This is a genomic window from Isoptericola sp. Y581, assembly GCF_059445475.1.
Genome location: NZ_JCAIUK010000003.1, coordinates 101,877 through 126,222, shown reverse-complemented (window position 1 = coordinate 126,222; position 24,346 = coordinate 101,877). Strand labels below are relative to the sequence as shown.

The 24,346-nt window shown below is 73.8% G+C and carries 19 protein-coding genes; 9 read left to right on the top strand and 10 right to left on the bottom strand.

The window, feature by feature from the left end; translation table 11 throughout:
- Window positions 1-31: 31 nt before the first annotated feature.
- Genes cuyB through gnd form a run of 4 tightly spaced genes read right to left on the bottom strand, consistent with a single transcriptional unit; the run spans window position 32 to window position 4,891 of the window.
- Entirely contained in the window at window positions 32-772 is a 741-nt protein-coding gene (gene cuyB / locus AC1C2W_RS06705) for a cysteate racemase (protein WP_495390898.1), read from the bottom strand.
- The gene (locus AC1C2W_RS06700) at window positions 769-2,088 is read right to left on the bottom strand and encodes a carboxylate--amine ligase (protein ID WP_495412701.1); all 1,320 of its coding nucleotides are present in this window, start codon (window positions 2,086-2,088) and stop codon (window positions 769-771) included. The genes cuyB and AC1C2W_RS06700 overlap by 4 nt, the downstream gene beginning before the upstream one ends.
- The gene (locus AC1C2W_RS06695; protein ID WP_495412700.1) at window positions 2,085-3,458 is read right to left on the bottom strand and encodes a carboxylate--amine ligase; all 1,374 of its coding nucleotides are present in this window, start codon (window positions 3,456-3,458) and stop codon (window positions 2,085-2,087) included. Before AC1C2W_RS06695 ends, AC1C2W_RS06700 begins: the two co-directional genes overlap by 4 nt.
- The gene (gene gnd, locus AC1C2W_RS06690) at window positions 3,455-4,891 is read right to left on the bottom strand and encodes an NADP-dependent phosphogluconate dehydrogenase (protein WP_495412699.1); all 1,437 of its coding nucleotides are present in this window, start codon (window positions 4,889-4,891) and stop codon (window positions 3,455-3,457) included. The genes AC1C2W_RS06695 and gnd overlap by 4 nt, the downstream gene beginning before the upstream one ends.
- Before the next feature lie 206 nt (window positions 4,892-5,097).
- On the opposite strand from gnd, the gene AC1C2W_RS06685 reads away from it, so the two are divergent.
- The 4 genes from AC1C2W_RS06685 to AC1C2W_RS06670 all read left to right on the top strand — a co-directional run bounded on the left by AC1C2W_RS06685 (window position 5,098) and on the right by AC1C2W_RS06670 (window position 10,681).
- A complete protein-coding gene (locus AC1C2W_RS06685; RefSeq protein WP_495390902.1) occupies window positions 5,098-5,754 on the top strand; it encodes a DUF3000 domain-containing protein in 657 nt (218 codons plus the stop codon).
- On the top strand, window positions 5,751-6,980 hold the full coding sequence (locus tag AC1C2W_RS06680; protein WP_495390903.1) for an HRDC domain-containing protein: 1,230 nt from the start codon (window positions 5,751-5,753) through the stop codon (window positions 6,978-6,980). The genes AC1C2W_RS06685 and AC1C2W_RS06680 overlap by 4 nt, the downstream gene beginning before the upstream one ends.
- 265 nt (window positions 6,981-7,245) lie before the next feature.
- Complete coding sequence (locus AC1C2W_RS06675) at window positions 7,246-8,523, top strand: thiolase family protein (RefSeq protein WP_495390904.1); 1,278 nt, start codon at window positions 7,246-7,248, stop codon at window positions 8,521-8,523.
- 4 nt (window positions 8,524-8,527) lie between these two features.
- Entirely contained in the window at window positions 8,528-10,681 is a 2,154-nt protein-coding gene (locus tag AC1C2W_RS06670; protein WP_495412698.1) for a 3-hydroxyacyl-CoA dehydrogenase NAD-binding domain-containing protein, read from the top strand.
- Window positions 10,682-10,823: 142 nt separating this feature from the next.
- Here AC1C2W_RS06670 and AC1C2W_RS06665 read toward each other — a convergent pair whose 3' ends face one another.
- Window positions 10,824-12,212, bottom strand: coding sequence for a pyridoxal phosphate-dependent decarboxylase family protein (locus tag AC1C2W_RS06665; RefSeq protein ID WP_495390906.1), 1,389 nt, complete (start codon window positions 12,210-12,212; stop codon window positions 10,824-10,826).
- Window positions 12,213-12,391: 179 nt separating this feature from the next.
- Between AC1C2W_RS06665 and AC1C2W_RS06660 the strand changes: the two genes are divergently transcribed.
- Entirely contained in the window at window positions 12,392-13,504 is a 1,113-nt protein-coding gene (locus tag AC1C2W_RS06660) for a carboxylate-amine ligase (protein ID WP_495390999.1), read from the top strand.
- 247 nt (window positions 13,505-13,751) lie between these two features.
- Here AC1C2W_RS06660 and AC1C2W_RS06655 read toward each other — a convergent pair whose 3' ends face one another.
- The 4 genes from AC1C2W_RS06655 to dxs all read right to left on the bottom strand — a co-directional run bounded on the left by AC1C2W_RS06655 (window position 13,752) and on the right by dxs (window position 19,765).
- Window positions 13,752-14,504 carry a PIG-L deacetylase family protein gene (locus tag AC1C2W_RS06655; RefSeq protein WP_495390907.1) on the bottom strand — a complete coding sequence of 251 codons (753 nt, stop codon included), beginning with the start codon at window positions 14,502-14,504 and terminating at the stop codon, window positions 13,752-13,754.
- A gap of 115 nt (window positions 14,505-14,619) precedes the next feature.
- On the bottom strand, window positions 14,620-15,480 hold the full coding sequence (gene pflA / locus AC1C2W_RS06650) for a pyruvate formate-lyase-activating protein (RefSeq protein WP_495412697.1): 861 nt from the start codon (window positions 15,478-15,480) through the stop codon (window positions 14,620-14,622).
- Window position 15,481: 1 nt separating this feature from the next.
- Window positions 15,482-17,752, bottom strand: a complete 2,271-nt coding sequence (gene pflB / locus AC1C2W_RS06645) for a formate C-acetyltransferase (protein ID WP_495412696.1) — start codon at window positions 17,750-17,752, stop codon at window positions 15,482-15,484.
- 120 nt (window positions 17,753-17,872) lie between these two features.
- Window positions 17,873-19,765, bottom strand: a complete 1,893-nt coding sequence (gene dxs / locus AC1C2W_RS06640) for a 1-deoxy-D-xylulose-5-phosphate synthase (RefSeq protein WP_495390910.1) — start codon at window positions 19,763-19,765, stop codon at window positions 17,873-17,875.
- A gap of 75 nt (window positions 19,766-19,840) precedes the next feature.
- Between dxs and guaB1 the strand changes: the two genes are divergently transcribed.
- The 4 genes from guaB1 (at window position 19,841) to AC1C2W_RS06620 (ending at window position 23,574) form a co-directional block, all read left to right on the top strand.
- A complete protein-coding gene (guaB1, locus tag AC1C2W_RS06635) occupies window positions 19,841-21,298 on the top strand; it encodes a GMP reductase (RefSeq protein ID WP_495390911.1) in 1,458 nt (485 codons plus the stop codon).
- 57 nt (window positions 21,299-21,355) lie between these two features.
- The gene (locus AC1C2W_RS06630) at window positions 21,356-22,057 is read left to right on the top strand and encodes an NUDIX hydrolase (RefSeq protein ID WP_495412695.1); all 702 of its coding nucleotides are present in this window, start codon (window positions 21,356-21,358) and stop codon (window positions 22,055-22,057) included.
- A gap of 113 nt (window positions 22,058-22,170) precedes the next feature.
- Window positions 22,171-23,091, top strand: a complete 921-nt coding sequence (locus AC1C2W_RS06625) for a phosphotransferase (RefSeq protein ID WP_495412694.1) — start codon at window positions 22,171-22,173, stop codon at window positions 23,089-23,091.
- An 84-nt stretch (window positions 23,092-23,175) separates the two neighbouring features.
- The gene (locus AC1C2W_RS06620) at window positions 23,176-23,574 is read left to right on the top strand and encodes an SRPBCC family protein (RefSeq protein ID WP_495390914.1); all 399 of its coding nucleotides are present in this window, start codon (window positions 23,176-23,178) and stop codon (window positions 23,572-23,574) included.
- An 82-nt stretch (window positions 23,575-23,656) separates the two neighbouring features.
- Here AC1C2W_RS06620 and AC1C2W_RS06615 read toward each other — a convergent pair whose 3' ends face one another.
- A complete protein-coding gene (locus tag AC1C2W_RS06615; RefSeq protein WP_495412693.1) occupies window positions 23,657-24,334 on the bottom strand; it encodes a TetR/AcrR family transcriptional regulator in 678 nt (225 codons plus the stop codon).
- Window positions 24,335-24,346 lie beyond the last annotated feature (12 nt).

Sequence of the window (24,346 nt, the reverse complement as noted above, 5' to 3'; positions counted from 1 at the left end):
CGGTTCACGTCAAGCTCGACCGGCGGTCACGTCAGCGGACTCGGTGACCCGCCCGCTCGATGGTGGCGCGCACCAGCTCGTCCATCGAGTCCAGGAACGGCTCCTCGTCCAGGAGGTCGTGGTCGACAGCCGTGACGGACAGCTCGGTGCAGCCGAGCACGACCACCGAGGCGCCCCGCTCGACCAGCCGCGCCGCCACGCCACGCAGCACGTCGGGGTCGGCGGGCCGGCCGGCCTTCACCTGGTCGTAGATCACCGTGCTGACGCGTCCCTGGTCCGCGGGCTCGGGCACGACGACCTCGACCCCGTGCGCGGCGAAGGCGTCGTCGTACACCCGCGACGCCACGGTGCCCGCCGTGGCGAGCAGCCCCACGCGCTCGAGCCCCGGCACCCGCGCGCGCGCCGCGGCCACCGTCACCTCGACGATCGAGACGAACGGCACGCTGATCGCGTCGAGCACCTGCTGCGTGAAGTAGTGCGCGGTGTTGCACGGCATGACGAGGAACTGCACGCCGAACTCCTGCAGCCGCCGTGCGTCACGCGCGAGGACCGGCCCCGGGTCGGCCGGCGAGCGGCCGAGCACGAACTCGGTGCGGTCGGGTATCGTCGCGTGGTTGAGCACGACCAGGTCCACGTGGTCCTGGTCACGCTCGGCATCGGTGCGCTGCACCACCCGCTGCAGAAAGTAGGCGGTGGCGAGCGGCCCGACTCCCCCGATGACCCCGACCGGCGGGACACCGTCGGGCACCGGCACGGGGTCCGGGGACGTCACGCGCCCTCCCGCGCCGCCAAGGCCTGCGGCCCGGTCCAGGCCAGGGCCCGGGACTCGGCGACCGGGAAGTGGCGCCCGAACTTGCGGAACTGGTTCAGCTGCGCCACCAGCAGGTAGGCCACGCGCCGCGGGTCCCACTCGTGGCGGTACCACAGCGGGTTGGACGCTCGGCGTGTCAGCTGCAGGCGGCGGGTGCGCGCCCGCACCTCCGGGTCGGCCACGTACCGGCGCATCAGGGCCCCCGGCAGCACCGTGTAAAGGTGCTCGGCCTGGACCTCCCCGTCGCCGGAGAGCGGGACGTCGGGCCCGAGCACCGCGCGCGGGTCGGGGTCCAGCCCGCGCAGGTGCTCGTGCACGTAGAACTTCACCGGGTTGGCGCCCGTCGCCGTGACGTAGTAGTTCGAGCGCCCCAGCCGGGGGTTGAGCTCGAAGAACACGTAGCGGCCGTCGCGCGGGTCGTACTTGAGGTCGAAGTTCGCCACGCCGGTCCAGCCCACGTGCTCCAGCAGGCGCCGCGCCTGCTCCACGACCTCGTGCTGCTGCCCCGTGATGATCGCGGCCGGGTTGCCGAGCGCCCCGGGGGCGTGCTCCTCGAGCAGCACGTGGCCGAACGAGGAGAACCGCACCTTGCCCTGCGCATCGCTGTAGCAGGTGAGGATCCGCATGCCCGAGTCGTCGCCCGGGATGTAGTCCTGGATCACGAACGAGCCGACGTAGCCGGCGTCGCGGATGCGCCCGAGCAGGTCGAGCAGCTCGGGGCGGCTGTCCACGAGGAAGACCTTCTTCTTCCCCGCGAACTCGACGTCGTGGTACGCGGCGGTGCTGGCCGCCTTGGCAATCACCGGGAACGTCAGCGCGCTCGTGTCCGGCTCGCCGCCCGCGGCGACGTCGTGCACCACCGTGGTGGGGTGCGCCAGGCCGAGCTCGGCGCACAGAGCCCCGAACTCCTCCTTGTCGGTGAGGCGCAGCAGCAGCTCCTCGCCGACGTAGGGCACCAGGTAGCGGTCCTCGAGCCGGTCGCGGTGCTCCACCAGGGTGCGCACCAGCCAGTCCGCGGAGCCCACGACCACCAGGTCGGCGTCCGCGTGCTGGTCGGCGATCGTGCGCAGCCGCGCGACGACCGCTTCGGGGTCGTCGATGCGCGGCTCGACGACGTTCGTGAGGATGCGCGAGTACCGCACCAGGCCCGTGGAGGCGCCGGAGACGACCACGGGTCGTACGCCGTACGCCTCGTGGAAGGCCCGGGCGAGGCTGTACGCGCCGATGTCGCCGCCGAGGACGACGGGCTGCAGCCGGCGCGAGGTCGGGTTCGTCACGGGGCCTCCTTCACTCCGGCGGCGGGTGCGGACGAGCCGGTGCCCGTCACGCTGTTCGCCGCGAAGTTCCGGCGCAGCGCGTCGAGCGGGTAGAACTCCCGGTACTTGCGCACGTGGTTGAGCATCGCGGTGAGCACGTACAGGCGGCGACGCGGGGACGCGTCCGCGCGGTACCGCAGCGGGTGCACGGTGTTCCCCGAGCGCTGCAGCCGCACGACGCGGGCGTGCAGGCCCGGGTCGAGGACGTACCTGCGCAGCAGGCTGCGCGGCACGACGGAGTAGAGCACCTCGCGGTCGGCCGTGACCGGCTCGCGCCGCACGCCGCGCACGACGTCGTCCACCAGCACCTCGGTCGGGTTCTGCCCGCCGGCGGTGAGGTAGTAGTTGTTGCGCCCGATGCGCGGGTTCTGCTCGAAGAACTTGAACACGCCGTCGCGCGGGTCGAGCTTGACGTCGAAGTTCGCGAACCCGCGCCAGCCGGTGTATTCGAGGATCCGCTGCGCGGCGTCGAGGATCTCGCCGATCGGCTCGACGATCATCGCCGACGGGTTGCCGCGGGCGGCCGGCGTGCGCTCCTCGAGGAGCACCTGCGCCGAGGCGCGCAGCGTGACCCGCCCGCTCGTGTCGGCGTAGGCCGTGACGGACCGCATCCGGGTGTCGTCGCCCGGGATGTTCTCCTGCACCAGGAACCGGCCCTTGAAACCCGCCTCCCGCAGCGAGATCATCAGCTGGTCGAGCTCGGCGGGCGTGGCGATCTCGTAGATCTTCTTCTTCCCGGCGAACCGCACGTCGTGGTAGTCGGCGCTGCTCGCGGGCTTGGCGATCACCGGGAAGTCGAACGCGACCGGCGCCGGCTCCCAGCCGGGCTCGCCCGCCGTGGCGAAGTCCTGGATCACCGTGGCGGGCGTGGGGATGCCCAGCTCGGCGCACACGGCCTGGAACTCGGCCTTGTCGGAGATCCGGTCGATGAGCGCGGCGTCCGCGAACGGCAGCACGTACCCGGCGGCCTCGAGGGCCGCGCGGTGATGCACCAGCACCCGCACCACCCAGTCCATGTTGGTGAGCAGTACCAGCTGCTCGCCGCCGCCTGCTGCCGCACGCCGGGCCGCCACGTCCTCGAGGGCCGCGACGATCTGCCCGGGCTCCGTGCCGGACAGCGCCGTGTCGATGATGCGCGAGTGCGCGATGGGGCCGGGCTCGGCGAACGCGATGACGGTGGTCCGCACGCCGTACCGCTCGTGGAACGAGCGCGCGAGCGCGTAGACGCCGATGTCGGAGCCGACGATGACCGGGTGGAACGCGACCTCGGGCGTGCTGCCCCCGGCCGTCGGGGTGGTCCCCGGGTTGACAGTGCTCACGGGTGCGGTCATGCCTCCTGCTCGGTGCGGTCAGCCGACCACTCGGTGTGGAAAGAGCCGTCGCGGTCGGTGCGCCGGTAGGTGTGGGCGCCGAAGAAGTCGCGCTGCGCCTGGATGAGGGCGGCGGGCAGGCGCTCCGCGCGCACGCCGTCGTAGTAGGCGAGCGACGACGAGAACGCCGGCGTCGGGACCCCGTTGAGGGCAGCCTGCGCCACGACCCGGCGCCAGGCGGGGAGCCCGTTACCGACCGCGCCGGTGAAGTACTCGTCCGCGAGCAGCAGGGGCAGCTCGGCGTTGCGCTCGTACGCCTCGGTGATGCGGTTGAGGAAGCGCGCGCGGATGATGCAGCCGCCGCGCCAGATGCGGGCCATCACGCCGCGGTCGACGTCCCAGCCGTACTCGGCGGAGGCGGCGGCGATCTGGTCGAAGCCCTGCGAGTACGCCACGACCTTCGACGCGTACAGGGCGAGGCGCACGTCCTCGATGAAGGCGTCGCGGTCCGTGACGTCCCACGTCCCGGCGTCGGCGGGCAGCGCCGCGCGGCCGGCCTCACGCTGCGGCACGGAGCCGGACAGGGCGCGGGCGAAGGTCGCCTCGGCGATGCCCGTGATCGGCACGCCCAGGTCCAGGCCGTTCTGCACCGTCCAGCGGCCGGTGCCCTTCTGCTCGGCCTGGTCGAGCACGATGTCGACGAACGCGGACCCGGTGGCGGCGTCGACGTGCTTCAGCACGTCCGCGGTGATCTCGATGAGGAACGACTCGAGGTCGCCGGTGTTCCAGTCGGCGAAGATCTGGCCGATCTCGGCGGCCGACGCCCCGAGCCCCTGCTTGAGGAGGTCGTAGGCCTCGGCGATGAGCTGCATGTCGGCGTACTCGATGCCGTTGTGCACCATCTTGACGAAGTGCCCGGCGCCGTCGGGGCCGACGTAGGTGCAGCACGGGGTGCCGTCCACCTTCGCGGAGATGTCCTCGAGGATGGGGCCAAGGCTCGCGTAGGACTCGCGCGTGCCGCCGGGCATGATCGACGGCCCGTTGAGGGCGCCCTCCTCGCCGCCGGACACGCCGGTGCCCACGAAGTGCAGGCCCTTCGCGCTCAGCGCCTGCTCCCGGCGGATCGTGTCGGGGAAGTGCGCGTTGCCGGCGTCGACGACGATGTCGCCCTCGTCCAGCAGCGGCACGAGCTCGTCGATCACTGCGTCGGTCGGCCCGCCCGCCTTGACCATGATCACGACCTTGCGGGGCCTCTCCAGGGAGGCGACGAAGTCGGCCATCGACTCCGACGGCACGAAGTCGCCCTCGTGGCCGGCGTCGGCGATCAGCGACTCGGTCTTGGCATACGACCGGTTGTGCACCGCAACCGTGTACCCGTGCCGCGCGAAGTTGCGGGCGAGGTTGCGGCCCATCACCGCAAGTCCGGTCACGCCGATCTGGGCACGAGCTGCCATCGTTTCCCTGCTTCCGTCGGTTCTCGGTTCGGTCGGTCGTCGGGCGGGCGGCGATCCACTCGGGCGCGCGCCCCGGCCCGGGAGCCGGGACCAGCGTAGTCGGCGCACGGCCCGAGGGGTACGGACCATCACGATCCGGACACGAGCACGGCCCCAAGCCGCGTCGTTTCGCCGCGGCAAGGCCCCGGCGCCGTACGGTGGCTGGCGTGACCGGCGATCGCACGGGCGACTCCAGGCAGGATCCCAGGCAGGTTCCCGCCCCGTTCGCGGCCGCGCTGGCGTCCCTGCGCGAGCCGCGGCTGCGCGGCGAGGTGCACCTCGCCGAGATCCCCGGACCCACTCGCGTCGCGCCGTTCTCCGTCGCCCTCGAGGGTGAGGTGCTGGAGCCCGACGGCGAGGAGGTGGCCACCGGGCGGTTCGTCGTGCTGCACGACCCCGCCGGTCAGGAGACGTGGCAGGGCACGTTCCGGGTCGTCACCCTGGTGCGCGCGACGCTCGAGCCCGAGCTCGCCGCAGACGCGCTGCTGGGCGAGGTCGCGTGGACCTGGGTCACGGAGAAGCTCACCGGCACGGACCCCGGCGCCCTCGCGGTCGGCGGCACCGTGACCCGGGTGCTCTCCCAGAGCTTCGGCGCCCTCGCGGCCACCCCCGAGGCGGCCGACCTCGAGATCCGTGCCTCGTGGACCCCGACGACCACCGAGCTCGGCGCGCATCTCGCGGTCTGGGCGGACCTCATGGCCACGGCGGGCGGGCTGCCCCCGCTGCCCGACGGCGTCACGGCGCTGCCGTCCCGCCCCGGCCCTGGGCAGGGACCGCGACCGGGCACCCGGCCACCTTCCCGACCGCATACCGTGGGGCCATGAGCTCAGCCGTGCCCCCGACCGCCACTGCCGTCGTCCCGCTCACCGAGCCCGCGGACGGCGTGGGCCGCGTGGTCGACACCCCGGCCGCGCTCGACCGCGTCGTCGAGCGGTTCGCGGACGGCGTCGGGCCGGTCGCGGCGGACGCCGAGCGGGCGTCGGGCTACCGGTACGGCCAGGCCACCTACCTCGTGCAGCTGCGCCGGGCGGGCGCGGGCACCGCGCTGATCGACCCGGTGGCCCTGCCCGACCTCACCGCCGTGGGCGAGGCCGTCGGCGACGCCGAGTGGGTGCTGCACGCGGCGTCGCAGGACCTGCCCGGCCTCGCGGAGCACGGCCTGCGGCCCGCCCGGGTCTTCGACACGGAGCTGGCCGCCCGGCTGCTGGGCCTGGAGCGTGTGGGCCTCGCCGCCGTGGTCGCCGAGCTGCTGGGCCTGGGCCTCGCCAAGGAGCACTCCGCCGTCGACTGGTCGACCCGGCCGCTGCCCGAGGACTGGCTGCGGTACGCGGCGCTCGACGTCGAGGTCCTGGTCGACGTGCGCGACCTGCTCGCCGAGCGGCTGGAGGCCGCGGGGAAGTCGGAGTGGGCCGCGCAGGAGTTCGAGGCCGAGCGCACCGCGCCGCCGCCGGCGCCGCGCGTCGACCCGTGGCGCCGCACGTCGGGCACCCACACCCTCCGCGATCGCCATCAGCTGGCGGTCGTGCGCGGCCTCTGGCACACCCGCGACGCGAGCGCCCGCGCCCGTGACGTCTCGCCGGGCCGCGTGCTGCCCGACCGGGCGATCGTCGCCGCCGCGCGCTCCCTGCCCCGCACCGTGCCCCAGCTCGTGGCCCTCCCTGAGTTCGCGGGCAAGGCCACCCGCCGCCGCGCCCCGGCCTGGCAGCGGGCGATCGACGAGGCCCTGGCGCTGAGCGAGGACCAGCTCCCCAGCCTGCGCGGCCCGCGGTCGGACGGCCCGCCGCAGCCCCGCACGTGGGCCGACCGAGACCCGGTCGCAGCCCGGCGACTGGCGAGCGCCCGCGAGCTGCTGACGTCCCTCTCGACCGAGCTCTCCGTCCCCGTGGAGAACCTGCTGCAGCCCGACGCGCTGCGCCGGCTGTGCTGGACCCCGCCGGAGCAGGCCGACGCGGCCGAGATCAGCGAGTTTCTGCGCGACCGCGGCGCACGTCCGTGGCAGATCGAGCTGGTCGCCGCGCCGCTGGAGTCCGCGCTCGCCGCCGTCTCCTGACCCGCGACCTGTCAGGGCCACGAGCACCAGAACATGCGTGTGGCCCTGACAGGTCCCCGGGCCCGGGAGCTGTCAGGGCCAGGACCACGGATACCTGGTCCTGGCCCTGACAGCTCGGTGAGACGGGGTCTCAGGATGGTCTATCCTCGTTTCCGGTACTCGCGGTAGCGTGTACCTCGGTCCCGGCCGCCGGCCGGCCGCACCACAGAGCGGCGTCGCTCGTCGGACGCCGAAGTCCCGACCATCGTCAGGGGATGGAGCTGCCATGAACAGCCGGAACCCAGCCCGCCGCGCACTGCGCGACGTCGTCTTCGTCGAGGGCGTGCGCACGCCGTTCGGCAAGGCCCGCCCCGACGGGCTCTTCGCCGAGACCCGCGCCGACGACCTCGTCGTCAAGGCGGTGCGCGAGCTGCTGCGCCGCCACCCTGAGCTGCCGGGCGAGCGCGTCGACGAGGTGGCGATCGCTGCCACCACCCAGCAGGGCGACCAGGGCCTGACCCTCGGCCGCACCGTGGGCATGCTGGCCGGCCTGCCGGCCAGCGTCCCCGGCTTCGCCATCGACCGCATGTGCGCGGGCGCCATGACGGCCGTCACCACCACCGCGGCGGGCATCGCCTTCGGCAGCGCCGACGTCGTCATCGCCGGCGGGGTCGAGCACATGGGTCACCACCCGATGGGCTTCGACGCCGACCCCAACCCGCGCTTCCTGTCGGAGAAGCTCGTGGACCCCGAGTCGCTCAACATGGGCGTCACGGCCGAGAACCTGCACGACAAGTTCCCGCACCTGACCAAGGAGCGCGCGGACGCCTACGCCGTGAACAGCCAGGCCAAGTACGCCAAGGCGCTGGCCAACGGCGACGTCGGCCCGGAGCTCGTGCCCGTGGCCGTCCGCTCGGCCGAGCTGGGCTGGGGCCTGGCCACGGAGGACGAGCTGCCCCGCCCCAGCACCACCGTCGAGGGCATCGCGAACCTCAAGACGCCGTTCCGCCCCGGCGGCCGCGTCACCGCGGGCAACGCGTCGCCGCTGACTGACGGCGCCACCGCCGCCCTGCTCTCCTCCGGCGACGTCGCGGCCGAGCTGGGCCTGCCCGTCGCGATGCGCCTGGTCGCCTCGGCCTTCGCCGGCGTCGACCCGTCGATCATGGGCTACGGCCCGGTCCCGGCCACCGAGAAGGCCCTCGCCCAGGCCGGCCTCGGCATCGACGACATCGGCCTGTTCGAGATCAACGAGGCCTTCGCGGTGCAGGTGCTCAGCTTCCTCGACCACTACGGCATCGCCGACGACGACGAGCGCGTCAACCCGTACGGCGGCGCCATCGCCGTGGGTCACCCCCTGGCGAGCTCGGGCGTGCGGCTCATGATGCAGCTCGCCCGCCAGTTCGCGAAGCACCCCGAGGTCCGCTACGGCATCACGACCATGTGCGTCGGCCTCGGCCAGGGCGGCACCGTGATCTGGGAGAACCCCCACCACGCCGACTACTCGGGCCACACGAGCACCCCGGCGACCACTCCGGCGACCACTCCGGCGAACGAGGAGAACTGAACCGATGACCGCGAACACGACCGAGAACGCAGGCGTCCGCGCCGAGCGCGTCACGCACTCCCTCGTCCGCGACGTCGAGCTCCCGGGCGGCGCGGGCACGCTCGCGCTCGTCACGCTCGACAACGGTCTCGACCACACCAAGCCCAGCACCCTGGGCCCGGAGGGCATGGCGGAGCTCACCGCGCGGCTCACCGACCTGCAGGAGCGTGCCGGCCGCGGCGAGATCGCCGCCGTCGCCGTCACGGGCAAGCCCTACTTCCTCGCCGCGGGCGCCGACCTGCTCCAGGTCTCCACGGTCACCTCGCACGAGCAGGCGCTCGAGCTGGGCCGGTCGGGCCACGCCGCCTACGAGCTGCTGCACACCATGGGCGTGCCGACCTTCGCGTTCGTCAACGGGCTGGCGCTCGGCGGCGGCCTCGAGGTCGCCCTCAACTGCGACTACCGCACCGTCGCCTCCGACGCCCCGGCGCTCGGCCTGCCCGAGACCGGCCTCGGCCTGGTGCCGGGCTGGGGCGGCGCCTACCTGGTGCCGCGTCTCGTCGGCATCGAGAAGGCCGTCGACGTCGTGCTCACCCGGCCCGCCGCGCAAAGGCCCTTCAAGCCCGCCGAGGCGGCGAAGATCGGCCTGGTCGACGAGCTCTTCGAGGCGGCCGACTTCCTCGAGCAGTCGATCCTGTGGGCCGCTCGCGTGCTGCGCGGCGATGTCGTCGTGGAGCGTCGCGAGCTCGACCCGCAGCCGGTGTGGGACGCCGTCGTCGCGGCCACGCGTCAGCGGCTCGACGCGGTCGTCGCGGGGTCGCGCCCGGCCCCCTATCGGGCGCTGGACCTGCTGGCCGCCGCTCGCACGGCGACCCGCGCGGAGGCGTTCGCGGCCGAGGACCAGGCGCTGGCGGACCTCATCATGTCCGACGAGATGCGCGCGAGCGTCTACGCGTTCCAGCTCGTCTCGGGCGGCAAGAAGCCCGTCGGGGCGCCAGACAAGTCCCTCGCCCGGCCCGTCACCCGGGTCGGGATCGTCGGCGCCGGCCTCATGGCCGCGCAGATCGCGCTGCTCGTGTCGCAGCGGCTCGGCGTGCCCGTGGTCATGCGCGACCTCGACCAGGACCGCGTCGACAAGGGGCTCGACTTCGTGCGGTCCACCGTCGAGAAGCTCGCAGGCCGGGGGCGCATGACGCCCGAGGCCGCGGCGCGCATCGTCGCGAGCGTGCACGGGACCACCGAGATCGGCGACCTCGCGTCCTGCGACGTCGTGATCGAGGCGGTCACCGAGGTCATGGGGCTCAAGAAGAAGGTCTTCGCCGAGCTCGAAGGCATCGTCTCGGAGGACGCCGTCCTCGCCACGAACACGTCCGCCCTGTCCGTCACCGAGATGGCGGCCGATCTGGCGCACCCCGAGCGCGTGGTCGGCATCCACTTCTTCAACCCGGTGGCCCAGATGCCGCTGGTCGAGGTGGTGCAGGCCACGGAGACCTCCGACGAGGCCCTGGCCACGGCGTTCGCCATCACCAAGAAGCTGCGCAAGACGGCGGTACTCGTCGCCGACCGGCCCGGCTTCGTGGTCAACCGGCTGCTCGTGCTGGTGATGGGCAAGGTCGTCGAGGCGATCGAGAACGGCACCTCCGTCGAGGTGGCCGACACGGCGCTCGCCCCGCTCGGCCTGCCGATGCCGACGTTCGAGCTCTTCGACCTGGTCGGGCCGGCCGTCGGCCTGCACGTGCTCACCTCGCTGCGCGAGGACCTGGGCGACCGCTTCCCCACCTCCCCCGGCCTGGAGAAGCTCGTGGCCGACGGGACGCGTGTGGTGCTGGACCGCCCCGCGCCCGGGCTGCCCAAGCCCGTCGACCCGGCGATCCAGGCCGCCTTCGGCGAGGCCCTCGCCGCGGGCGAGCAGGGCCGGCACGGCACCCCCGTGCTCGACGCGGCGGGCGTGCTGGACTCCGTGCTCACCGCCCTGACGGTCGAGATCGGCCACATGCTCGACGAGGGCGTCGTGGCCGGGCCGCAGCAGATCGACCTGTGCATGATCCTCGGCGCCGGGTGGGGCTTCCACACCGGCGGGATCACGCCGTATCTTGACCGCTCGGGATACTCCGAGAAGGTCCTGGGCCGCCGGATCCTGCCCGACGGCGTCGCGAACGTCCCCGAGGCCGTCGCCTGACACGCCCTCCTCGGAGACCCGAGCCGCACGGCTCACGAAGCACCGGTGGCCCTGTCCCGACGTCGGGACAGGGTCATCGGTGCGTCAGGACGCCCTCGGGACGGTCGCCGGGCGCGCCGCGACGCCCGGTCGCGCCGACGCCCTACTCCTGATCACGCACCGCGCGCCGGACCGCCTCGACGGTCCTTGCGACGTCGCCGTCGTCCGTGGACCAGTTGCTCACCGAGACGCGCAGGACGTCCCGGCCCTGCCACCGCGAGCCGGATATCCACGTGTCACCGTCAGCGAGGAGACGCGCGCCCGCGGCGCGCGTCCGGGCGTCGTCACCGAGCGCGAGGCACACCTGGGTGTAGACGACGTCGTTGACGACCCGCACCCCGTCGATGCGCGACACGCCCTCGGCGATCGCGCGGGCGTGGCGCGCGAGCCCGCCCACGAGCCCGGCCAGGCCGTCACGACCCAGCGAGCGCAGCGCGGCCCACACCGGCACGCCCCGGGCACGCCGCGAGAGCTCGGGGACCCGTTCGTACGGGTTGCCAGGACCGGGCGCGTCCACGAGGTACGCCGCGTGCACGCCGAAGGCCGCGCGAACGGACGTCGGGTCGGCGACGACGGCGACGCCGCAGTCGTAGGGCACGTTGAGGGTCTTGTGGGCATCGGTGGCCCAGGAGTCGGCGTCTGCGATCCCGCGCACGAGGTGGGCGAGGTCGGGGGTGGCGGCCGCCCAGAGACCGAAGGCGCCGTCGACGTGCACCCATGCGCCGTGGTCGTGAGCGAGGGGGATCGCCTCGGCGAAGGGGTCGAACGACCCGGAGTGCACGTTGCCGGCCTGCAGGACGACGATCGTCGGCGCCCCCGGCGGCCCGTCGAGGAGCGCGGCGGCCAGGGCGCCGGTGCGCATCCGGCCCTGGTCGTCGGCCGCCACCGCCGTCGGGGTGCCGAGTCCGAGGTAGCGCAGCGCCAGATCGACGGAGTCGTGCCGCTCTGCGCCGACCAGCACGCGCACCGGCGGTCCGCCGCTCAGACCCCGGTCGTGGACGTCCCATCCCGCACGGGCGAGCACGGCCCCGCGCGCCGCCGCCAGCCCCGTGAGGCTCGCCGTCGTCGCGCCGGTCACGAAGCCCACGTCGGAGTCCGCGGGCAGGCCGAGCGCATCGAGCACCCACCGTCCCGCCGTCTCCTCGACCGCGACGACGCCGGGCGTCGCGAAACGCATCCCGGCGTTCTGGTCCCAGGCGCTCACGAGCCAGTCGGCGCCCAGCGCCGCGGGCAGCGTGCCCCCCATGACCCAGCCGAAGAACCTGCCCGATCCGATGGCCATGAGGCCGGGCTCGACCCGCGCGACGAGCTCGTCGACCACGCCGTCGGGTGCGAGCCCCTGATCGGGCAGCGACCCGGCGAGCGTCCGGCCGACCTCGTCCGCGTCGGCGCGCGGCGGCACGGGTCGCTCCCCCACGCCGTCGAGCCACCCCCGAGCGTGGTGCGCGGCGCGATCCAGGGCGCCCTCGAAGTCCTTGCCTCTCACCGACATCGGGTGCTCCTTCGCGGCCGGTCTCGGGGAGGTTTCAGGATACCGAGGGTGCGGTAGGCACGCTCCGCGGTGCGAGGGAGGCCGGCCGAGAGGCTCGAGGCGTCCCGCGCCCCCCTTCGACGGCCGCGGGTTTCCGGCGGCCCTCAGGGACGTGTGAGACTTCCCCGGTGAAGCGGACCATGGGTGTCGAGGAGGAGTTCCTCCTCGTGGGTGACGACGGCCACCCCGTCGCGAAGGCTTCCGAGGCGCTGGACGCGTCCGAGCAGCGCGCCGGCGCGCCGGACGAGCCTCCGGCGTCGGCGGAGACCGGCGGCGGCGCGCTCGAGACCGAGTTCATGGAGGAGCAGCTCGAGACGGCGACCCACCCGCGTCAGGAGCTGGCCGACCTCGCCGCCGAGATCCGTGCCGGCCGCGCCCGCGCGCAGGCCGCCGCCGACCGGGTGGGGGCGCGGGTCGCGGCGCTCGCCACGTCGCCGCTGCCGTTCGAGGGCACCACCGTGGCCCGGCTGCGCTACCTGGAGGCGCGGGCGAGGTACGGCCTCACGGCGCGCGAGCAGCTCACCAGCGGCTGCCACGTGCACGTCGCGGTCGAGGACGACGCCGAGGCGGTCGCGGTGCTCGACCGCATCGGCCCCTGGCTGGCGGTGCTCCTCGCCCTGAGCGCGAACTCACCGTTCTGGCAGGGCGACGACTCGGGGTACGCCAGCTACCGCTCGCAGGTGTGGGCGCGCTGGCCCACCTCCGGCCCTGCCCGGGCCTTCGGCTCACCCGAGGCCTACCACGAGGCGGTCGACGCCCTGGTCGCGACCGGCACCATCCTCGACAAGAACATGGTCTACTTCGACGCCCGCCTGTCCTCGCGGTACCCCACGGTGGAGGTCCGCGTGGCGGACGTCTGCCTCGACGCCGACACGGCCACCCTGCTCGCGGCGCTCGCCCGGGGGCTCGTCGAGACCGCGGCCCGGGAGGCGGCCGAGAAGTGCGCCGCGCCGGTGCTGCGGACGGAGCTGCTGCGCACGGCCTCCTGGCGTGCCGGCCGGTCGGGGCTGTCCGACGACCTCCTCTCCCCGCACACGTGGCGGCCCGCGCCCGCGCACGACGTCGTGGGACAGCTCGTGGCGCACGTGCGTGAGGCGCTCGTGGACGCCGGCGACCTGGGCGCGGTCACCGACCTGCTCGGCGCGCTCTGGGCGTCCGGGGGCGGCGCGGCGCGCCAGCGTGCGTGGCACGCGTCGGCCGGCGGCGACCTGCGGCACGTGGTCGAGCGGGCCGTCGACGCGACGCACGCCTGAGCCCCGCGGCCCTCGAGCCTGAGGTCTCCGTGCCATGGCACCGAGGTGCTAGGACGCGGGCACGCGTCACGACCGGGCCTGCGGGCGGCTCCTGTCCGGTGTACCCAGAGCACCGGCCGTCGGGCGTCGACACACCGATGCCCTGGAGGAGCGTGGTGCTGGACCCCGAGCAGCTCGAGAAGCTCACCGTCCTGACGGGCGACGACGAGTGGGTGCTGATCCGCCGCCCGCACCAGGGGCCGTGAGCTCAGTCCTCCCAGCCCATCCGCAGCACCTCGAACGGAGTGGCGTGCGGCACGCCGAGGCGCGGGCCGGTGTCAGCCGTCATGCGGCCCAGGAACTCGGCCGGGTCGAAGCCGTCCCAGCCGAGTCCGTCCAGGTAGGCGGCGTGGGCCCGCAGCGAGGCCACCCCGGCGTCGAAGGTGTCCGTGACGTCCACCGCGTGGGCGGCGTCGGGCGACCCGGCCACCCAGACCTGGCGCACGCCGCCCCACGGCTCGAGCCCCTGCTCCTCGAGCTGGTCCCGGAAGACCCACCGGTTCCCGGCGTCGCGGACCGCGTCGACGACGGCGTGCCCGGTCGCGATGTGATCGGCCTGGTTGAGCATGCCGCCCGGAAAGGTCTCACGGTAGTTGCCCGTGATGACCACCTCGGGGCGGCGCCGGCGGATCGCCCCCGCGATCGCGCGGCGCAGCGGCAGGCCGTATTCGATCACCCCGTCCGCGAAGCCGAGGAACTCGACCTCGTCGACCCCGACGGCCCGCGCGGACGCGACCTGCTCGCCCTCCCGCACCCGCCGAGCCTCGTCGGGGTGCATGCCGTCGATGCCGGCCTCGCCGCTGGTCACCATGCAGTAGTCGACCCGCTTGCCCTGACCCGTCCAGCGCGCGACGGCCGCGGCCGCCCCGAACTCCATGTCGTCGGGGTGCGCCACCACCGCGAGCGCCGACGTCCAGTCCTCGTCCAGCGGCCGCAGCGGTGCGGGTTCCGGGGTGGTCATGGGGCCACGCTAGCGAGGGTGCGCGGCGCAGGCACGCGCGTCCTGCGTGCCCCGGTCAGCGCGTGGTCAGTGCTGGTGGTCAGTGCTGGTGGTCAGTGCTGGTGGTCAGTGCTGGTCAGTACGTCGTCAGGCCGCGGGCGCGGAAGACGTCGCGCACCGCCTCGGTCGCCTCCGCCGTGGGCGGCGGCGTGCCGGCCAGCTCGTAGGTGCGGCCCAGCTCGGCCCACTTGTCGCGGGCCATCTGGTGGAACGGCAGCACCTCGACGCGCTCGACCGTGCCGCGGCGCACCGCCTCGATGTCGGCGGCATGGCGCGCGACCGCCTCGACGGTGGCCCGGTCGTCCGTGAGGCCGGGCACGAGCACGAACCGCACCCACACCTTCACGCCGCGCTCGGCGAGGCGCCGGCCGAAGCGCAGCGTCGGCGCCAGGGGCCGCCCCGTGACCCGGCGGTAGGTGTCCTCGTCGCCGGCCTTGATGTCGAGGAGGACGAGGTCGGTGTCCTCCAGCATCGCGTCGGTCGCGTTCGCGCCGAGGAAGCCCGAGGTGTCGAGGGTCGTGTGCACGCCCAGCCCCTTCGCCCCGCGCAGCACGCGCGCGGCGAACGCGGGCTGCATGAGGACCTCGCCGCCCGAGAGGGTGAGCCCGCCGCCGGTCGCGGAGAAGATGCCGCGGTACCGCGCCACCCGGGCCAGGACCTCGTCGGCGAGCACGGGCTCGCCGTCCTTCATCGCGAGGGTGTCGGGGTTGTGGCAGTACAGGCAGCGCAGCGGGCAGCCGCTGAGGAAGACGGTCAGGCGGGTGCCCGGGCCGTCTACGGCGGTGACGAGCTCCCACGAGTGCACCGAGCCGAGCTCGCCCGAGCGCATCAGCGCGAGCCGCTCGGGGCGCTCCACCTCCGCCGTCTCGAGCCCCCGTAGTCCGGCACCGGCCCGGCGGCGGGAGGGGGCGGCCAGAAGCGCCGGGCCGGTGGTCATGTCAGAGCCCCCCGTGGAAGGTGCGCGACAGCACGTCGAGCTGCTGCTCGCGCGTCAGCCGCACGAAGTTCACCGCGTAGCCGGAGACGCGGATCGTCAGCTGCGGGTACTTCTCCGGGTGCTCCATCGCGTCCTCGAGCGTCTCGCGCACGAGGACGTTGACGTTCATGTGGTAGCCGTCGGCGCCGACCGAGGCGTCCAGCAGGCCGGCGAGGTTCGCCACCTGCTCCTCGCGCGTGCGGCCGAGCCCGGCCGGGACGACGGTGTTGGTCAGCGAGATCCCGTCCTGCGCCTGGTCGTACGGGAGCTTCGCCACGGACAGCGCCGAGGCGAGCATGCCGTGCGTGTCACGACCGTTCATCGGGTTGGCGCCCGGCGAGAACGGCTCGCCCGCACGCCGGCCGTCCGGGGTGTTCCCGGTGTTCTTGCCGTAGACCACGTTGGACGTGATCGTCAGCACCGACTGGGTCGGGACGGCGTCGCGGTAGGTACGGTGACGCCGGATCTTGGCCATGAACGACTCGACGAGCTCGACGGCGATGGCGTCCACCCGGTCGTCGTCGTTGCCGTAGGCCGGGTAGTCGCCCTCGGTCTCGTAGTCGACGACGATCCCGCGCTCGTCGTGCACCGGCGTCACTGTGGCGTACCGGACGGCAGACAACGAGTCGGCGGCGACCGACAGCCCGGCGATGCCGCAGGCCATCGTGCGCAGCACGTCCTTGTCGTGCAGGGCCATCTCGAGCCGCTCGTAGGCGTACTTGTCGTGCGACCAATGGATGCAGTTGAGCGCCTGGACGTAGGTCTCGGCCAGCCAGTCCATGGTCCGGTCGAACCGGGCGCGCACGTCGTCGTAGTCGAGCGGCAGGCCCGGCGTGACGGGCGGGAACGCGGGCGAGACCTGCTTGCCGGTGATCTCGTCCTTGCCGCCGTTGATCGCGTAGAGCAGCGTCTTGGCGAGGTTCACGCGGGCGCCGAAGAACTGCATCTGCTTGCCCACCGCCATCGGCGAGACGCAGCACGCGATCGCGGCGTCGTCGCCCCACGCCTCCCGGATCTGCTCGTCCGCCTCGTACTGCACGGCCGAGGTGTCGATCGAGACCTGGGCGCAGAAGTCCTTGAACCCGCGGGGCAGGCGCGGGCTCCAGAAGACCGTCATGTTGGGCTCGGGCGCCGGCCCCAGGTTGTACAGCGTCTGCAGGAAGCGGAAGGAGTTCTTCGTGACGAGCGGGCGCCCGTCCTCCCCCATGCCGCCGATCGTCTCGGTGACCCACGTCGGGTCGCCGGAGAACAGGGCGTCGTACTCGGGGGTGCGCAGGAAGCGGACGATGCGCAGCTTGATGACGAAGTCGTCGACGATCTCCTGCGCCTGCTCCTCGGTGAGCGCACCCGCCGCCAGGTCCCGCTCCACGTAGACGTCGAGGAACGTGGAGGTGCGTCCCAGCGACATCGCGGCGCCGTTCTGCTCCTTCACCGCGGCGAGGTAGCCGAAGTACAGCCACTGCACGGCCTCGCGGGCGGTGGTCGCCGGCCCCGAGATGTCGTACCCGTACGACGCGGCCATCTCCTTGAGCTCGCCGAGGGCGCGGATCTGCTCCGCGTGGTCCTCGCGCTCGCGCGCCACGGCCTCGCTGAACGGCTGCACGTCGAGGCCGAGCTTGTCGACCCTCTTGGCCGCGACCAGCGCGTCGACTCCGTACAGGGCCACGCGGCGGTAGTCGCCGATGATCCGGCCGCGCCCGTAGGCGTCGGGCAGGCCGGTGATGATGTGCGAACTGCGCGCGGCGCGGACGGCGGGCGGGTAGACGTCGAAGACGCCCTGGTTGTGGGTCTTGCGGTACTCGGTGAACACCTTTCGGAGGTTCTCGTCGACCGGGTAGCCGTACGTCTGCAGGGCACCCTCGACCATGCGCCAGCCGCCGTTCGGCATGATGGCGCGCTTGAGCGGGGCGTCCGTCTGCAGGCCGACGACGAGCTCGGCGTCCCTGTCGATGTAGCCCGGGCCGTGCGCGGTGATGCCCGCCGGGGTGTGCGGGTCGACGTCGTAGACGCCCTGCTCGCGCTCGGCCGGGAACATCGCCGAGAGCTTCGCCCACACGCCGGTGGTGCGCTCCGTCGGCCCCGCGAGGAACGAGTCGTCGCCGGTGTACGGCGTGTAGTTGCGCTGGATGAAGTCGCGCACGTCGATCTCGTCGCACCACGGGCCGGGGGTGAATCCCTGCCATGCGGCGGTCGTGTCACCGGCGGTCGTGGTGGGTGCCGCGTCGATCGTCATGCCTTGCTCCTCGGGGTCGGGCCAACGACCTCAAGATATCGTGAACCCCTTCACAAGCGAGGCCGAGGAGCTGTGACGTCGCAGACACACGCCTCGTCGGTCGAGACCCGGGCGGCGGCGTCAGCCGCGCGCGAGCGCCGCCAGCGCGTCGCGCACGGCGTCCTCGGCGCGCATCCGCTGCGCCGTGAGGATCTGGTCGCGGCTGGCGTGGTCGAGGAAGCGCGCCGGCAGGCCCACGTGCACGAACGGCGTGCGCACGCCCTGCTCGGCCGCCCGCTGCGCCACCATCGCGCCGATGCCGCCGTCCACCACGCCGTCCTCCAGCGTGAGCACCAGGTCGTGCTCGCCGGCCAGCTTCACCAGGGCCTCGGGCACCGGCATCACCCAGGTGGGCGCGACGACGTCGGCCGCCAGCCCGTGGGCGGCCAGCGACTCCCCCGCCGCGAGCGCCGCGGGTGCCATCGAGCCGACACCCACCACCAGCACGCGGCGCCCGTCCGGGCCGTCCGCGGCGACGGGGGCGTGGCGGGCGACGACATCCACGCCGTCGAGCCCCTCGAGCGCGGGGATCGGGTCGCCCACGGCGCCCTTGGGGTAGCGCACGACGGTCGGGGCGTCGTCCACGTCCACCGCGGCGCGCAGCGCGGCGCGCAGGGTCGGCTCGTCCCGCGGCGCCGCGAGCCGCAGGCCGGGCACGATGCGCAGCATCGCCATGTCCCACATGCCGTTGTGGCTGGCGCCGTCGTCGCCCGTGACGCCCGCCCGGTCGAGCACGAACGTCACGCCCGCCTTGTGCAGGGCCACGTCCATCAGGACCTGGTCGAACGCCCGGTTCAGGAACGTCGCGTACACGGCGACGACGGGGTGCAGCCCCGCGAACGCCATACCCGCCGCAGAGGTGGCGGCGTGCTGCTCGGCGATGCCGACGTCGAAGGTACGCGCCGGGAACTCCTGCGCGAACGGCGCGAGCCCGACGGGGTGCAGCATCGCGGCGGTGATCGCGACGACGTCGGGCCGGGCGTGCCCGATCTTGACGATCTCGTCTGCGAAGACCTTGGTCCAGCCGAACCTGCTGGGCGCGACCGGGAGGCCCGTCTCGGGATGGATCGCCCCGACCGAGTGGAACCGGTCCGCGATGTCCTCCTCGGCCGGGGTGTACCCGCGCCCCTTCTCGGTGATGGCGTGCACGATCACGGGGCCGTCGTAGGCCTTGGCCCGGCGCAGCGCGTGCTCCATCGCGGCCACGTCGTGCCCGTCGACGGGGCCCACGTACTTCAGCCCGAGGTCCTCGAACATGCCCTGCGGGGCGACGACGTCCTTGAGGCCCTTCTTCAGCCCGTGCAGCCAGTCGTAGGCGAAGCGCCCGGGGGCGCCGCTGCGGTTCAGGGTGCGCTTGCCCCAGGAGAGGAACACCTCGTAGCCGCGGGTGGTGCGCAGCGTATTGAGGTGGTTCGCCACGCCGCCGATGGTGGGCGAGTACGAGCGGCCGTTGTCGTTGACCACGATCACGAGGCGACGGCCGGCGGACGCGGCGATGTTGTTGAGCGCCTCCCAGGCCATGCCGCCGGTGAGGGCGCCGTCGCCGATGACGGCGGCCACGTGCTTGTCGGGGCGGCCCTGCACGGCGTTGGCCTTCGCGACGCCGTCGGCCCACGACAGGGCCGTCGAAGCGTGCGAGTTCTCCACCACGTCGTGCTCGGACTCCGCGCGCGACGGGTAGCCGGACATGCCGCCCGACTTCCGTAGCGCCGAGAAGTCCTGCCGCCCGGTGAGGAGCTTGTGCACGTACGACTGGTGGCCCGTGTCGAAGACCAGCGTGTCGCGCGGGGAGGCAAAGACGCGGTGCAGCGCGATCGTCAGTTCCACCACGCCCAGGTTCGGCCCGAGGTGCCCGCCCGTGCGGGACACCCGGTCCACCAGGAACGCGCGGATCTCCGCCGCGAGCTGCGTGGTCTGCTCCGGTGACAGCCGTCGGACATCCTCCGGCGAGCCGATGTTGCTCAGCAGGCTCATGCGTTCCTCTCCGTTCATAGCCACACCACAATAGGCGCTCCGCGTGAGCCGGACGCACACGGTAGTTTCGGTCTCGTGCGCTTCCTCGACGGGCAGCAGCCCACCACCGACCTCACCTACGGCGACGTCTTCCTGGTTCCGTCGCGTTCCGACGTCACCAGCCGCTTCGACGTCGACCTCGCCACGGACGACGGCACCGGCACGACGATCCCGGTGGTCGTGGCCAACATGACGGCCGTCGCGGGGCGGAGGATGTCGGAGACGGTCGCCCGCCGCGGCGGGATCGCGATCATCCCGCAGGACATCCCGGTCGACGTCATCGCGGACGTCGTGGCCGACGTGAAGGCCAAGGACCCGGTGATCGAGACGCCGGTGGTCGTGGCCCCCACGGATACCGTCTCGACCGTGCTCACCCTGCTCGGCAAGCGCTCGCACGGCGCGGCGGTCGTCGTGGCCGACGGCAAGCCCGTGGGCGTGGTGACCGAGCACGACTGCGCGGCCGTCGACCGGTTCGCCCAGGTGCACCAGGTGATGTCGGAGGACCTGGTCGCGATCGACGCCGCCCAGGTGGAGTCGGACGGCCTCGAGGCGACGTTCGAGCGGATGCACGCCGCGAAGATCCACCTGGCGCCGGTGGTGCGCGACGGCGTGCTGGCGGGCGTGCTCACCCGCAAGGGCGTCGTGCGCTCGTCCGTGTACCGCCCGGCGCTCGACGGCGCAGGCCGGCTGCGGATCGGCGCAGCCGTCGGCATCAACGGCGATGTGGCTGCCAAGACCCGCGAGCTGCTGGCCGCCGGTGTCGACGTGCTCGTCGTGGACACCGCGCACGGCCACCAGTCCAAGATGCTGGCGGCCCTCGAAGCGATCGCGGCCGTGCGGTCGGATCATCCGCAGGTACCGGTCGTCGCGGGCAACGTCGTGACGGCCGCCGGCGTGCGCGACCTCGTCGCGGCGGGCGCCGACATCCTCAAGGTGGGCGTGGGCCCGGGCGCCATGTGCACCACGCGCATGCAGACCGCCGTCGGCCGCCCGCAGTTCTCTGCCGTACAGGAGTGCGCGGCCGCCGCGCGCGAGCTCGGCAAGCACGTGTGGGCCGACGGCGGTGTGCGCCACCCGCGCGACGTCGCCCTCGCGCTGGCCGCGGGCGCGTCGCAGGTGATGATCGGCTCCTGGTTCGCCGGCACGTACGAGTCCCCCGGCGACCTGCACGACGACGGCACCGGCCGCCTCTTCAAGGACTCGTTCGGCATGGCGTCCGCACGGGCCGTGGCAGCGCGGACGGCGGGGGCAGGATCGGCCTTCGGCCGCGCCCGCAAGGCCCTGTACGAGGAGGGCATCTCGACCGGGAAGATGTACCTCGACCCGCTGCGGCCGGGCGTCGAGGACCTGCTCGACGACATCACGTCCGGCCTGCGCTCCAGCTGCACGTACGCGGGCGCCCGCACGCTCGTCGAGTTCCACGAGCGCGCCCTCGTGGGCGTCCAGTCCGCCGCCGGGTACGCCGAGGGGATGCCGGTCGCCACCAGCTGGTGACCCGCTCCTCCACCTGGTCGACCGGATGAACCGCCTGGTCGGCGATAGCCTCGGTCGGTGACCTCCGAACCGTCCGCCGCCGCGGCCCGGGCCCAGCTCGCGGCGCTGGCGGCGGACCGCACCCTCCTGTCCACCTGGGGCCCCTCCCGGGGCGACCTCGACGCCGCCTCCGCCCGCCCGGCCGCCGTGCTCGTCCTCTTCGGCGTGCTCGACGACCTCGCATCCGACCACGACGCGCGGGCCCTCGCGGTCGCCCAGGACCTCGACGTGCTGCTCCTCGAGCGCGCCGCCACCCTGCGCTCCCACGCCGGGCAGGTCGCCTTCCCGGGCGGGCGGGCGGAGGACGGCGAGTCCCCGGTCGACGCCGCCCTGCGCGAGGCGGTCGAGGAGACCGGGCTGGACTCGGGCGGCGTCGAGGTGCTCGGCACGCTCGCGGAGCTGCCGATCCCCGTGAGCAACCACCTCGTGACGCCGGTGCTGGGCTGGTGGGCGAAGCCGGCCCCGGTGCGGGTGGTCGACCACGCGGAGTCGTCGCACGTCTTCCGCGCCCCCGTGGCCGACCTGCTCGACCCCGACCACCGCGTCACGACCGTGCTGCGCCGCGCGGGCCGCACCTGGCGCGGCCCCGGCTTCGAGGCCCTTGACGCCGACGGTGTGCCCCATCTGGTGTGGGGGTTCACCGCGGGGATCCTGGATGCCGCGTTCGACCGGCTCGGGTGGACGGAACCCTGGGACCGTGGCCGCGAGCGCGAGCTCTGACCTGGTCGTCGGTACGTCGTAGGCACGTCGTAGGCACGTCGCGGACCCCGCACCAGGTGCGAAGATGGCGCGCTTGCCCGCCGCGGAGATCGACGTCGACGTCCCCCTGACCCGTGCTCTGCTCGCCGAGCAGCACCCCGACCTTCTCGCCGGGGTCGAGGCCGACGGGCTGCGCGTCGTGGCGAACGGCTGGGACAACGTCATGGTGCGCCTCGGCGACGACCTCGCGGTGCGGCTGCCCCGGCGCGCGCTGGCGGCGCCGCTCGTGGAGCACGAGCAGCAGGCCCTGCCCCGCGCTCGTCGACCGGCTGCGCGCCGCGGCCCCCGACGTCGTCGTCCCGGCGCCCCTGCGCGTGGGGCGGCCGAGCGACGCGCTCGGATACCCCTGGGCGTGGAACGTCGTGCCGTGGGTGGGTGGGGTCAGCGCCGAGAGCACCCCCGTGGCAGCCCGCACGGCGTGGGCACGCACCTTCGGCCGCATCCTCGCCGCCGTGCACGTGCCGGCTCCCGACGACGCTCCGCCGAACCCGGTACGCGGCGTCCCGCTGCTGCAGCGGGCCGAGGCGTCGGAACCCGCCGCACTCGACGAGCGCCTCCGCGCCGCGCCGGCCGAGGTGCGTGCGGGGGCGCGCCGCCTCTGGGACCGCGCCCTGGACGCGCCCGTCCACGACGGCCCGCCGGTGTGGCTGCACGGCGACCCGCACCCGGCCAACCTCGTGGTCGCCCCGGGCACCGACGGGCGGCCGGACCACCTGGCCGCCGTCGTGGACTGGGGCGACGTCACCTCCGGTGACCCCGCCTCCGACCTCGGCGCGCTCTGGCTGTGCTTCGACGCCGTCGGTCGCGCGGCCTGCCGGGCCGCGATCCAGGAGGACGCGAACGACGGACGCGGGTGGGACGACGCGACCTGGGCCCGCGCGGCGGGCTGGTCGATGCTGTACGCGACGAACATGCTCGCCCACCCGGACCTGCACCCCCGCATGGTGCCGATCGGCCGGCACGCGCTCACCGCGCTGCTGGCCACGACGGGCTGAGCCCGTCCGGAGGCCCCGGGGTCTGCCTAGTCTGGCCACCGGTAGACAGACCTGTCTGCCGGCAGGCGAGCGACGGAGGACGTCATGGGATCTGTGGTGCGGGAGATCGTCATCGAGGCCCCGCCGGAGGCGGTGTGGGCCGTCGTGGGTGACTTCGTCGAGGGCCCGATGCGCATGTCGGGAGGCGCGCTGGCGGGAAGCCGGATGCTGGCCCCCGACGTCCGGGAGCTGACCTTCGTCGACGGAACGGTCGCGCAGGAGCGACTGGTGGGGCGCGACGACACGGCCCGCCGGTTGGCCTACGCGTGGATCGGCGACCACGTGGCCCACGACAACACGTCGATGCAGGTGTTCGCCGAGGAGGGCGGGCGATCCCGGCTCGTCTGGGTCCACGACACCCTGCCGGGCGAGCTGACCGGCTGGCTGGCCGGGACGATGGATCGGACGATCCCCCTGCTGCAGCAGAACCTGGCGTCCGAGTGATCGATCTGCTGCGCGCCGAGGGGCAGTCGTACCGGGCGGACTGAGCCCATGGCCAGGGACTCGCCCGCGAGGGCGGGCCGGGCTAGGGCCGCGACGCGCCGGGCGCCGACGAGTCGTCGAAGCCGTCCGGCGTCGCCCCGGCCACGGCCAGGGCGTCCCGCACGGCCCGGCGGGCCCGGTCGTACGCCGCCGGGTCCGCCAGGAGCACCGACGTGAGGTCGGCACGGTCGAGGGCCGCGTCGATCGCGAACACGACCTGCTCGACGTCGGTGCCGCCGACGAGCTCGCCGCGGCCCATCGCGTCCCGTACGAGGCGGGCGAGATAGGCGTCCCAGTCGCGCAGCGCCGCCACGACGGCCTCCCGCACCGGGCCGGGCGCCCGCGCGTCGAGCTCGGTGGCCGCGGCCCGGAAGAAGCAGCCCCCCTCGAAGATGCGGTCGCGGGAGTAGTCCAGCCACGCCAGCACGGTGCGCCACAGCCGGGCGAGCCCCGGCTCCTCGTCCAGGGCGGGCAGCACCACCGCGGCGCGGAAGACCTCGCGCGCGTGCGCCACCACCGCGAGCTGCAGGCCCTCCTTGGAGCCGAAGAGGCCTGCGATCCCGCTCTTGTTGACGGGGACGACGGCCGCGAGGGTGCCGAAGGTCAAACCTTCGAGTCCGTCCACCGACGCGGCGTGCACGGCTCGGTCGAGGACCGCGCGACGGGTGCGGTCCCCGCGGAGCCGGCGGCCGTCGGTGGGGGCGGGGGCTGACGTGCTCATGCGGACGAGTGT

What these genes read in the sequence shown, in the direction of transcription:
- gnd (WP_495412699.1), bottom strand. Translation starts at nt 4,891, where the DNA reads ATGGCAGCTCGTGCCCAGATCGGCGTGACCGGACTTGCGGTGATGGGC.
- AC1C2W_RS06620 (WP_495390914.1), top strand. Translation starts at nt 23,176, where the DNA reads ATGGGATCTGTGGTGCGGGAGATCGTCATCGAGGCCCCGCCGGAGGCG.
- AC1C2W_RS06675 (WP_495390904.1), top strand. Translation starts at nt 7,246, where the DNA reads ATGAACAGCCGGAACCCAGCCCGCCGCGCACTGCGCGACGTCGTCTTC.
- pflA (WP_495412697.1), bottom strand. Translation starts at nt 15,480, where the DNA reads ATGACCACCGGCCCGGCGCTTCTGGCCGCCCCCTCCCGCCGCCGGGCC.
- AC1C2W_RS06665 (WP_495390906.1), bottom strand. Translation starts at nt 12,212, where the DNA reads ATGTCGGTGAGAGGCAAGGACTTCGAGGGCGCCCTGGATCGCGCCGCG.
- AC1C2W_RS06695 (WP_495412700.1), bottom strand. Translation starts at nt 3,458, where the DNA reads ATGACCGCACCCGTGAGCACTGTCAACCCGGGGACCACCCCGACGGCC.
- AC1C2W_RS06615 (WP_495412693.1), bottom strand. Translation starts at nt 24,334, where the DNA reads ATGAGCACGTCAGCCCCCGCCCCCACCGACGGCCGCCGGCTCCGCGGG.
- AC1C2W_RS06670 (WP_495412698.1), top strand. Translation starts at nt 8,528, where the DNA reads ATGACCGCGAACACGACCGAGAACGCAGGCGTCCGCGCCGAGCGCGTC.
- AC1C2W_RS06680 (WP_495390903.1), top strand. Translation starts at nt 5,751, where the DNA reads ATGAGCTCAGCCGTGCCCCCGACCGCCACTGCCGTCGTCCCGCTCACC.
- dxs (WP_495390910.1), bottom strand. Translation starts at nt 19,765, where the DNA reads ATGAGCCTGCTGAGCAACATCGGCTCGCCGGAGGATGTCCGACGGCTG.
- pflB (WP_495412696.1), bottom strand. Translation starts at nt 17,752, where the DNA reads ATGACGATCGACGCGGCACCCACCACGACCGCCGGTGACACGACCGCC.
- AC1C2W_RS06655 (WP_495390907.1), bottom strand. Translation starts at nt 14,504, where the DNA reads ATGACCACCCCGGAACCCGCACCGCTGCGGCCGCTGGACGAGGACTGG.
- AC1C2W_RS06660 (WP_495390999.1), top strand. Translation starts at nt 12,392, where the DNA reads ATGGGTGTCGAGGAGGAGTTCCTCCTCGTGGGTGACGACGGCCACCCC.